At 63.9% G+C, this 10697-nt stretch carries 11 protein-coding genes; 6 read left to right on the top strand and 5 right to left on the bottom strand.

All coding sequences use genetic code 11. The features are described 5' to 3' along the window. Positions 1-30 precede the first annotated feature (30 nt). From H6718_28960 to H6718_28940, 5 genes are all read left to right on the top strand, one after another. Positions 31-972: a hypothetical protein gene (locus H6718_28960; GenBank protein MCB9589479.1), complete on the top strand. Its 942-nt coding sequence runs from the start codon at positions 31-33 to the stop codon at positions 970-972. A gap of 100 nt (positions 973-1072) precedes the next feature. Then, positions 1073-1654 (top strand): hypothetical protein, encoded by a 582-nt coding sequence (locus tag H6718_28955; GenBank protein ID MCB9589478.1) that lies wholly within the window; start codon positions 1073-1075, stop codon positions 1652-1654. 17 nt (positions 1655-1671) lie between these two features. Beyond that, entirely contained in the window at positions 1672-1980 is a 309-nt protein-coding gene (locus H6718_28950; protein ID MCB9589477.1) for a DUF4286 family protein, read from the top strand. Continuing rightward, positions 1977-2294: a hypothetical protein gene (locus tag H6718_28945; protein MCB9589476.1), complete on the top strand. Its 318-nt coding sequence runs from the start codon at positions 1977-1979 to the stop codon at positions 2292-2294. Before H6718_28950 ends, H6718_28945 begins: the two co-directional genes overlap by 4 nt. After that, entirely contained in the window at positions 2295-3281 is a 987-nt protein-coding gene (locus H6718_28940; GenBank protein ID MCB9589475.1) for a hypothetical protein, read from the top strand. It begins immediately after the preceding gene. A 107-nt stretch (positions 3282-3388) separates the two neighbouring features. Here the strand turns inward: H6718_28940 and moaD are convergent, their stop codons facing one another. From moaD to mxcH, 5 genes are all read right to left on the bottom strand, one after another. Further along, positions 3389-3643, bottom strand: a complete 255-nt coding sequence (gene moaD, locus H6718_28935; protein MCB9589474.1) for a molybdopterin converting factor subunit 1 — start codon at positions 3641-3643, stop codon at positions 3389-3391. A gap of 35 nt (positions 3644-3678) precedes the next feature. Further along, positions 3679-4218 carry an SRPBCC family protein gene (locus H6718_28930; GenBank protein ID MCB9589473.1) on the bottom strand — a complete coding sequence of 180 codons (540 nt, stop codon included), beginning with the start codon at positions 4216-4218 and terminating at the stop codon, positions 3679-3681. Positions 4219-4222: 4 nt separating this feature from the next. Beyond that, positions 4223-5839 (bottom strand): tetratricopeptide repeat protein, encoded by a 1617-nt coding sequence (locus H6718_28925; protein ID MCB9589472.1) that lies wholly within the window; start codon positions 5837-5839, stop codon positions 4223-4225. Positions 5840-5885: 46 nt separating this feature from the next. Further along, a complete protein-coding gene (locus H6718_28920) occupies positions 5886-6224 on the bottom strand; it encodes a hypothetical protein (GenBank protein MCB9589471.1) in 339 nt (112 codons plus the stop codon). 401 nt (positions 6225-6625) lie between these two features. After that, complete coding sequence (gene mxcH / locus H6718_28915; protein MCB9589470.1) at positions 6626-9229, bottom strand: TonB-dependent siderophore myxochelin receptor MxcH; 2604 nt, start codon at positions 9227-9229, stop codon at positions 6626-6628. Between the two features lie 252 nt (positions 9230-9481). Here mxcH and H6718_28910 point away from each other — a divergent pair, with 252 nt between their 5' ends. After that, positions 9482-10696, top strand: a complete 1215-nt coding sequence (locus H6718_28910; GenBank protein ID MCB9589469.1) for a hypothetical protein — start codon at positions 9482-9484, stop codon at positions 10694-10696. Position 10697 lies beyond the last annotated feature (1 nt).

Genomic DNA, 10697 nt, shown 5'->3' with positions numbered 1-10697 from the left:
AGCGGGCGCGATCCCGCCGACTGCCTGAGTATGCGTTTGGCTCTCCCCTTCCACGCCCTTCTGATGCGCAGCTACGCGTGCTTGCTGGCTCTGCTTTGCGTCTGGAGTGTCGAGCGCGTGGTGCTCGCTCAGACAGCGGAGCCCACTCTAGCGCCGAGCGCAGCTCCAGCGACGAAGGGTCTGCCTAGCTCCCTCCGCGACGCATCCAACCAGGAGGTGTTCAAGAGCGCCGCGCTTGCGCTGAGCCAAGGCGCGTTCGACAAGGCAATCGACGAGCTCGAGCTACTGGCGGATCGCGGCTTCGTCCACCCCGACGCGAGCTTCAATCGTGGCGTAGCCTACTCTCGCCGCGCGGAAACGCGACAGGTTCAACCCGGAGACTTCGGCCGCGCCGCCGCAGCATTCCAGGAGTGTCTGCGTCTCAGGCCCGGCGACCGAGAGGCCGCTCGCGCGCTCGCCGCGGTGGAGGCTCAGATCACGCGCCGGCGAAGTCGCGAAGGACGAGAGCCAATGGTGGTCAACGCGTCCCTGAGCCGGGCGGTGGTAAACCTGGTCTCGGAAGACACCTGGGCTCTGCTCGCCGCAATTTCAGCGCTGATCCTCAGCGTGGGCTTGGGGATCCGCCTGTGGAACGCCCAACCCCGAGCCCGCTTCAGCGGTGGCGTCGCTGCTGCAGTGGCCCTCGTGGCGCTGGTCCTGTTTAGCGTGCTCACCTACTCCGCCCGGCGCTTCCGTGTGACGACGTCCCCCGCGGTCATCGTGACGACCGAAGCGCGTCTACTCGACGTTCAAGGCAAGCCGCTGCCAAAGACTGCCAAGATCGAGCTCGAAGCGATCCCAGAAGGCGCCCTGGTTTGGATCTTGGAACGCAACGGAAGCCTCGCTCATATCGAATGGGGCACCAGCGAGGGCTGGGTGTCGACGCACCAACTTCAGCCTCTGGCGAGCCCAGACGACATCAGCACGCCGTAGCCAGGTTTCGCTGGGTGATGGTCGTTCGCCGTAGATGCGCCAAATCGGCGCGCCTCCAGGGTTGTGGCTTAACCACACGGAGCGCGATAGAGTCAGCCGCGTGTGGGTACGCCGAGCCGCCATTAGACCGGTCCCGAGCTACGCGAGAGTCCCGGAGGCCGTCATGGACGAGCTGCGGGACGTCTTCGCCTCCGAGGACGACGACACCCGCGAGCGCCTCGACGACGCATTCGACGACTTCGAAGAACGCCAGAGCGCGCTCTCTGACTTCGCCACAGAAGTCCTAGCGAGAAACCTGGACGAGACCGCGCTCGCGCTCGGGTATTTCCTGGTGCTCGCGGTGTGGATGGCCTTCGACAACTACCACGCGGAGTCTCTGCAAGAAGTCTCGCGGGACCTCCTCACCGCCACGGAGGAGTCGCTGACTCTGGATGAACAGCTGCGCATCGGCGATCCAGCTGAGCCTCTGGACAGCGACGACGTGGTGGCGATGGAGCAACCCCACGTGCTCGAGTTCATCAACGAGCACCTGGACGCGACTCTCGAAGCGCACGCGGACCAGGTCGACGTCGACGACGTGCAGGTCGTGTACCGCATGGTGCTGGTTTGTGTGTTGGCGCTGTCATACGCCGTAGAACCCCCAGTAGGATACCCTGTGGCGAAGACCGAGCTGATGGCTTGAGCCTCGCTGGAGAGCGCATGTCCCTGCGGTACGTAGTTGGTTGTCGATTTGCGGATGCCCAGGTGCTCGAACGCTGGGTCGAGTGGCTGGAGCGCGAGCATTTGGCTGACGTCTGCGCCGCTGGAGCGCTCCGCGCGGAAATACTCCGGGCCGAACAGGAGAGCTACGTCGAGGTTCACTACACCTTCGCAAGTCGCGAGGCATTCGCGACGTACGAGCGCGAGAGCGCGCCGCGCTTGCGGGAAGAAGGGCTCCGCTTGTTCCCCTTGAGCCTGGGACTGGAGTACCGGCGAGCCACCTTCGATGTTCAAGGCCACTACCCATGAAGCCGGGTCGCAAGCGACCTCGCTTGGCCTTCGTTGTTACGCTCTCGCTGCCGAGCGCACTGGGTTGCTGCCCTGAGAAGGTCACCGAGGGAGATGCCTGCTACTTCTTCCAGGCCAACTGCTCGGAGCATACCGATGGCTGCGGTTCGAATGGCTTTAGCTGCGTGAAGGGCAAGTGGCGGGAGGATTTCACCTACTGCAACCCCCCAGCTTTCACCCCGCCGCCCACTTCGTCATCCGTCCCACCTGGCACAGGGGGCGCTGGCGCGACGACCAGCGCAGCGCCCTCGGTGGTCGATTCCGCAGGGAACTAAGTGGCAGCTAGCCAGGCGCGTGAACTCGAAGCGTTCTGGGAAGATGGGGCACTCGTGCTGCGCGCCCCGGTGCGAGCATTCCGACGACGCGGCCTGATCGGCGTGACCTTGTCGCCGCTGCTCCTCGGTCTATTGGTGCCCACCGTGTTGTGGTTCGGCGAGCCTGACGACGTCGAGGTGCTGGTCCTGCTCGCGCTGTTCGGTCTGACGCTGCTCGCGACAACCATCGCCGGCATCTTCTTGTTGACGTTTGCGCCAGCGCTCTCGGCCCGCACACGCTGGGTCTTGCGACGCACCGAGGCCCCTGACGGCAGCCTTCAATTCCTCGTGAGCGGGCGAGGCGGGGCGGTCAATTTTCGAGTCGACAGCGGAAGCCGCGGCGGCGCGGAGCAAAACGGGTTCCCTCCAAGCTACCGCCTGGTGCTCTACGACCCGCGGGGCCAGCAGACTTGCGTCTTGGCTAGGCGCGTGCATGAGCCCTTCCGCGCGGAGCTCGACTCAGCGCTCCACGAGGTCAATCGCCTGCTGGGTCAGTCAGCGGTGGGGCATGCGGGCGCCGCAATGCATTCGGCTACTAAGAACGCGGCACCCGTGAGGGAGGCCGAAGGGGCAACGACACCCGGTGAACGCAGCCTGGCGATGCTCTGTTACTTGCCAGTCCAAGGCATCTTCTTGATCGCCTCCCTGGGCTGCTTGGTTGCTTCTCGCAGTCGCTACGTGCGGAGCGCAGCCAAACAGAGCTTGCTCCAGTTCGTGTTCTCGCTGTGCGTGCTTGGCTTGGTGTTGGTGGTGTTGGGAGTGCCAACTGCACTGCTCGACGACGCCTCTCCGCTGAAGCTGGTGCTCGCCGCGGTGCTCGCGCTGGGGCTCGTTGGCTACTTGGTCTGGAACCTGAGCGCGCACATCTACGCGTGCTTCCGCTTCTATCAGGGCCGCCCGTGGGTGATGCCCTGGCTTCGCCCAGTGGCGCGGCGCTGGTTCGAGTAGGCTGTGCGAGCTTAGCGGCAGGGTCTATCACTATTGCCGCGAGGAATGGCTCCCGCTGACCGATACACTCGAACAGCTACTCACGGGGAACGGCCAGCCCACGAAACCTAGCCGCCACTAACCGGGGGGATGAGCGCGACGGTCGCACCGTCGGGGATCACGTCGCTCGCATCGGCGAACGACTCGTCTACGGCGACGCGCACGGAGCCGAGCCTACCAGCGAGTTCAGGCCGACGGCGCTCGAGCTCGGCGCACAGCTCCGACACGCTCGGCTTCGACAGCTCGATCTCCAGGTGCTCGCTGGCGGTGCCAACGAGATCCTTGAGCGCCGCGAAATAGAGTAGCTCGATCTTCACCCTCACCCCCAGACCCGGGATAGGCGCAAACTGAAGCTAGATCAGCTCGCCTCGGCGCGATCCTGGCGCTGCAAGAAACGCGTCAGGCCGGAGCTCACCTCGATCAGGTTCGGGGTGATCTTCTTGCACAAGAACTCAGTGACCGTCTTGCTCACGCTGCTGCGCAAGAGCTTGGGTACGCCGGAGATCTTGCTCGCGTCGATCTCAATTTCCCCGCGGATTTCCAACCGAGTCCCCTCGTCGGTCTCCACGAAGAAGTTCTTGCCCTCGCAGCGCACCGCCTCGGTGAACGAGTTGGTCTCGATGCGCCAGGTGCAGCTGTACTCTTCCTCGTTCCAGATGGCGTAGTCTTTCCACGACATCATGCTCTCGCTGAGCACTACCCGGGCGGCGCCGGGGATGTCTCCTCCGCCGTGCCAGACGTTGAGGATCTCCAAGATGGAGCCTTTTTCCGCTCTTTCTACGACCTCGATACGCCGGATATTCGGCAGGAACTCGGTGAGTTTTGAGAGATCGTCGCGGTATGCTCGAAAGACTCGGTCGCGGTCGAAGGGGATCGTGGCGTCGGCGGAGAGCTCCATTGCTCTACAGCCCGTACGCCAGACCAAGGCTCGGTGCAATCACGGTCGCGCTATCCGGGAACATCTGACGCACTCCAAGCTCGATGTTCATGCCCAGGTTCTTGTCGACCGCGTACTGCATGCCCAAACCCGCGCCGGCGAAGTACCCACCTCCGAGCTGGTACGCGTCCACGTTGACAGGAGGCTCGGGCTGGCCGTCGGTGCCCGTGTTCTGAATCGGCGTCGTGATGCGAGCGACCGAGTCAGCCCAACCTCCCCCCGCGAAGACGTACGGTCGGACGCCCGCATGGGTGAACGGCTCGTTCGCGAAGTGGAAGGTCACGCGAAGCTCGCCGTGGAAGGGGTTGAACTTCTTGCCGTCAGCGCGCTCGGGGTGACCCAGGAACGCGAAGCCCAGCCGCGCTCCAATCAGCAGGCGCTGCCCGATCAAGCGATCGTAGCCGACCATCACGCGCATGCTGCCGTACCCCACGCCGCCCTTCAGGGAGTTGGACTTGCCATCCTCAACCGGAACGCCTTGGTACTGCCCGTTGCTGAAGAAGCAGCTTAGCGTGCCGTCCTTCTGGGCGTTGGGTGAACAAGCGTCGTCGGTCGACTGCACCACGGAGAGGTCGGGGCTGAAGGCCAGGCTGAACCAGTTCTTCACCGCCAGGTCGTCGGCGGTGGGCTCATAGGCCTCCTCAGCAGCGACACAGTACAAGTCCTTGCAGGCTTGATCCCCAGGGCAATCATCGTTGCTCTCACAGCTCAAGCGGTTCTCCACTTGGCCGGGGCAAGCATCAGGCGGCGTCGTGCCGGGCAACGCTGGCTGACGCCCGTCGATGCTCGGCTTGAGCACCACGCGCCGGGGCTCCGCCGCGGAACCGGCGCTCGCGACGCGGTCCAGGTTCTCGTCGAAGGCGGTCGTGAAGTAGAGCACCTCGCCGGCTTTGCTCACGGCTGTACACGGGATGTAGCCGCCGTAGCCCTCGCCGGTGATACGCAGCGTGATCTCTTTCCAGTTCTTGTCGCCAGGGGCGCGATAGCGAGTCACCACCTTGTTCGCGCTCACGCCCTCGGGGATGGTGACGTAGACCGGGATCGGCGTACCCACTAGCTGCTCTGCCCACGGCTTCTCTTCGAGCACCGCCACGGCCTTGTCGACGGTAACCGGCGCCGGCCCAACCGCCTCCATCGCCTCGTCGTAAGCCTTCTGCACGGTGTCGGTGACGAAGTTACCGTCGAGCGCCATGTCCGGGGAGAGCTTGAGCATCTCCTTGAACTGCTCGACCGCTTCCGCGTGGCGGTTCATGCCGCCGGCGTACACCACGCCCAGGTGATGGTGAATGCGCGCCTCGACGTCCTTCGGACACTTGTCGCCTTCGCAGACCTTGAGCGCCGTCGTGAGCTTCGCCTCGGCAGCCTTGAAGTTGGTGGCCAGGTAATCCTGATCCATCGCGTCGCGCATCAGGTCTTCTGCGCGCTCCTTCGGGCCTGCCCAGGCGATGCTGCTCAGCAGCAAACAGGTCAACGTGATCAGCAGCCCTAGCCAAGGCAGGCGGCGCTTGGCAGCAGGCGAGGCCGATTGTCCAGAGTAACGAAGCAAAGAACCACGAATCGATAGCTGGCCAAGATCCCGCATTGCGGCCGCAATACTAAGGCCAAACGCCCAAAAAGTTCAGTCAATCTCACGTACTGCCGGCGCCGAACGCGCTTCGTCCCGCACCCGCGCCACCCGTTCCCCCGCCTTGGCCGCCATCTCCACCGCCATCCCCGCCGCCGTCGACGCCTGAACGCCCCGCGCTACCCGCTGCCGAATGCTCGCAATCACTGCTGGTGGTTGCGTCCGCGGCGTCACTCCCCGCATCCGAGGCGTCGTTGGAACGCTCGCTCCCTGACTCGGCCTCGGCACACGCTGCGCAGTCCGAGTTCTGACTGCAACACGCCCCAAGCAGCGTGAGACTCCCGCCCAGCATCACTCCCCAAAGCCAGCCTGAGCGCCCTCGCAGCGCATTTCTCATAAGCATGGCCAGGCTCACTTCAAGCCACGTGCCGCCTCGAAAACTCAGGGAGCACGCGCTCGGCCCTTCAACGATTCTCCCGGTTTTTTGGGGGTGAGGGGCGCCGCAGCTGACTGGTCCAACCAGCGCCTTGACGGGCTGAGTGCCTGACACCCCTGTCGCACTGGCTATGAACCTCAGTTCCCGGAGGTAGCATCGATCAGCCCCACCCGATGGCGCTTGTACCTGCCGTGCTCCAAGGCATCTGCTCGAAGGCATCAGCAAGAAGCTCTCCACACAGCGGCAGGAAGCAATCGCTTTGCCCTGCGGCAACGCTTCCACTCGCGCTTGGGAGCTCCGCCCGGGGTGCTCGACGAGACGCGCCCAGCGCCTCACCCACGTGTGAGTGCTCTATGAAGAGCACGCACCTACCAAGCATCAACGCCCAACTTGAGGTACACCGCGCGACCCGGCCGCTCGACACCGAAGTAGTCGAAGAGCTTACCGTCGAAGGCGTTGTTCACTTCGAACGTCGAGACGAAGCGCGAGTGGTTCGTGCGCACGGTGAAGGTCACGCCGAAGTCATGACTCGTCTGAGCAGGCACGATCTGCTTGAACTCACGCAGCCCAATGCTCTCCCAGCCGCGAAAGAACTCATGGGTGTAGCGTCCGGCGTAGAACGGCTCGAGGGTGTCATTGGCGCCGACCAGATCCTTGACACGGAAGGTCACACCCCAGCTCGCGAACAGGTAGGGGCGATTCGGGATGCGGTCCCCCTTGAAGTCGCCGAACGTGCCTTCTGAAGATGCATTGCGCAGGTCGAGCCACGACCCGGTCACATCCGTGCGGATCCATTTCTGCGGAGCCGTCCAGGTCGCGCCCACGTCGACCCCCAGTGCCCGAGCCTTGTACACGTTCTCGTGGGTGTAGTAGCGATCGTTGCCGAGCAGCACGATTAGGCGGTCACTCTCGCGAAAGAAGCCGTTCAGGTCGAACGTGACGTCGCCGACTGCTGAGCGTTTGAGTTCAATGGACGGGCCGATGTTCGCGTTGTGGCTCCGCTCGGGTTCGAGCTCCAGGTTCGGCAACACCAGCACGCCATCCCCAAAGACTTCGTCCGGTCTGGGGAGGCGGGTGGCATATTCGTACGACGCCTTTGCGATCAGCCAGGGAGCTATCCGAAACCTCAGGGCATCCCCGAAACCCAGCGAGTGATCGTCCGCGCGGCGTTCGGCGCTGCGCCCCGCGGGCAGCGGCTCAATTGTATCCGCATGGTAAATATAATCCTTGAGGAAGACTACGTTCTCGAGCCGATCCCCGAGCGTGTCGATCTGATATTCGACGCCACTCACCAGCGCGACCAGCGTGCGCTCCGCGTTGAGTGGGTCGCGCGCCGCTGGGTCGGCTTGCAGGCGCTCGTCCCCTTCCCGCAGCGCTAGACTCGGAGAGGTTCCAATGCGCAGTGTGTGGCCTTTCGCGATGACAACTTCCGCCAACAAGCGCGCGAACCAGGCGTGCTGCCACTCCAGTTGATCGCTGGGCTGAGTCCCAACTTCTCCCGCGACACGCCGCTCGCGGATCCGCCGGCCAAACCAATCGTAGACCCACGACCCACGGTCTTCGAAGTGGGTAGCCTGGTAGGCGTAGTTCAGCAGTACCTCGAGGCTTAGCTGCTTCGTGGGCTCGACGGCGTAGCGCAACGTCGCGCCTCGCACCCGCTGGTCGTAGTTCACCTCGCCATAAGGCACGCTCATCACCGCGTTGTGCTGGATCTCCTTGTCGTAGCTGGACCCGTAGAGCTGCAGCGTGAGGAGCTTCGCCCAGCGTCGCTCCGCTACCCCCGCTTCGACCATCGCCCCGCGAGCGGAGTACGCGTCGTGGAAGCGCCGAACGCGCTGCAGCCTGAGACGTCCCCGCTCATCGGGCACCTGCGCATCGACCGCGTAGTCGTTCTTCGCGAGGTCCATGAACGCGGACGCGGCGGCGACGATCCCGCTGCTCGGCTCGTAGTAGCGCCCGGAAAGTGTGCCCCGATAGGTGCCGAAGGACCCCACCTGATAGCTTCCGCCGAATCGCGTGCGCGGGCGACGATCGGTGACCAGGTTCACCGCGCCGCCAAGCGCGTCGGCACCAAGCCGAAGAGGCACGACGCCTCGGTAGATTTCAACGCGCTCCAGCAGGTTCACCGGCACGTTCGCGATTCCGAACGGATACCCAGCGCGCTCGAGGGGCACTCCGTCCAAGAAGAGCCGGATTTGGTCGTCGTAGAGCCCATTGAGGGAGAAGCGCACACTGCTGCCGAGCCCACCCTGGCGACGCACCGCAACGCCCTCAGTGCGTGCCAGGACTTCGCCAAGGTCCGAAGTGCGCTGCTTCGCTCGCGAGACTTCAACCACCTTCACGGCATCCGATGAATCTCGCAGACGTTGACTCTCGCGCACGCCACTCACGCGGACTTCGCTGACTTCCTCCTCGGTCCTCGGCGGCTCAACAGCGGGCGGTTGCACGGATTTCGCCGCCGGCGCCTTCGCTCGGTCACTTGGAGGCTCTCCGTCCTTTGCGGGCGTCGGAGGCACGGGCGCGGGGTCGGGCAAGGCGAAGGAGTGCGTGTACTCGATGATCGCGCGGATGGGCTTTCCGTCTCGTTCGGCGGGAGCGAACTCGAAGCTCAGGGCCGCAGTGCGCGCGGCTTCGTCGAGACCGTGGCCTGGCCCCGAAACCACCTCCGCCCCCTCGACGTGGCCACGCTCGTCAAGGATCAGTCGCAGCACGACGTCTCCTGCAATCTCGAGCCGAATTGCTTCCGCAGGGTACGGAACGTCGATGGTCTTGAGCAGCCGGGGAGGAGTGAGCGTGGCGCTCTTACCCGGAGGTTCGTCGACCTCGCCTTCAGCGGCGAAGGCGGGAGCCGCGAGGAGAAGGGCGCTCAGCAAGCCAAGCGCACGGAAGCGGGTTATGTGGCGCACGCGGAAAGGTTCCTTGCGGTCAGCGAGTGCGGATCGCCGATAAAATCCATACAGAAATGTCAGCACGAAGCGAGGTTCGCATATCCAGACCTTTTCGAAGCGGCGCCGCGAGGGACGGCGCGGGGAGGGTCCCAGCAGACGCTGCCTCTACCAGTGAGCCCTCCAAAATGAAAATGATTTTCATTTTCATTTTATCCAGCTAGGCTAGCGACGCGTTTGCTTGGGAGATTTGGGTGCCCTCACCCCCAAACGTCCCGGGCAACTGGAAATGATTATCGTTTTCCTGAGCCGGTGGTGTGGCCACCGAAGGAGTCGTCCGTGCGCCGTCATTTGTCCGTGATCCCCCTAGTGGCTCTCTCCTCACTGTTGGTCCTGAGCTGTGGAAGCGATGACGTTTCCTCCAGCGGCGGAGCCAGCAGCTACGCGCTGGCGTCAGTCGTGATCGACGCAGACGGCAATCGCAACACCTACGTCCAGACCATCTCAGAGCTCGAGGGCCACATCACCAACGAGCGCGCCATCGAGATGCCCGGAAACGGGGTCGTCATGGCTGGTGGTGGCTCGCTCTTCGTAGGACTGGCGGAAGAGCCCACTTGGATCCGTTACACCGCAGACAGTGAGGGAGTGATTCGCGAGTCGGGTCGCCTCAGCCTGCTCAATCAGGGAGCGTCGGCCATCGACTACGGGAACGCGTACGTCGACGAGTCCACCGCGGTCTCGGTCCTCAGCGGACAGGCCATCGCGGTGATCTGGAACCCAACGACCCTCGAGATCACTGGCGAGGTGGATCTTGGGCACCTGGTACAGCCAGGTCTGGACCTCGAGGTGTGGACGACGACCGCTCACAACGGCTTGGTGTACATCCCTGGCCGCTGGGCGAACTGGGACGAAGGCAAGATTCGACCGACGGTCTCATTGACCATCGTCGACCCGAAGCAGGGCAAGGTCGTCGCTGTCGCCGAAGACGACCGCTGCGCGAGCGGTGGCCGCATCGTATTCGATCAGGCGGGCTACGGATACGTGATGGGTGACGGACGCAACTACTCGATCCAGATGTTTGCGAACGCAGCCGGTACCAGTGCGCCGGACAACTGCATCCTGAGAATTTCCCCAGGGCAAACCGACTTTGATGCTGACTATTTTTACACCATCCCGTCGCTGACGGGAGGGCTGCAGTCGATCTCGGAGCTGGAAGGTCTCGACGATGCCAGCGGCGTCGCGTTCGCCAAGATGTTCTACCCAGACGAGCTGCCTGATGGTGTGGAGCCGATCGACTTCGGCTTTTGGAGCGTTCCCGCCCACAAGGAGTGGCGCATCGAGCTGGGTGACCCTCCGGTGGCGAAGGAGGTTCAAGGCGCTCCGTTCGCGGCCATCGGCTTCGGCGCGGTGCCCTTCCAAGGTCGCCTGTACTCCGGCGAGAGCCCCGACGGCGGCACGTCTGAGGTCTTCGAAGTCGATCCGGTCGCGAACACCGCCACGAAGCGCTTCACCATGGACGGCTACTTCTACGGTCTCTTCGACCTGAGCAAGTAAC

This window comes from Polyangiaceae bacterium (genome assembly GCA_020633205.1).
GTDB lineage: Bacteria > Myxococcota_A > Polyangia > Polyangiales > Polyangiaceae > JAHBVY01.
This window is presented reverse-complemented; position numbering and strand designations above follow the sequence as displayed.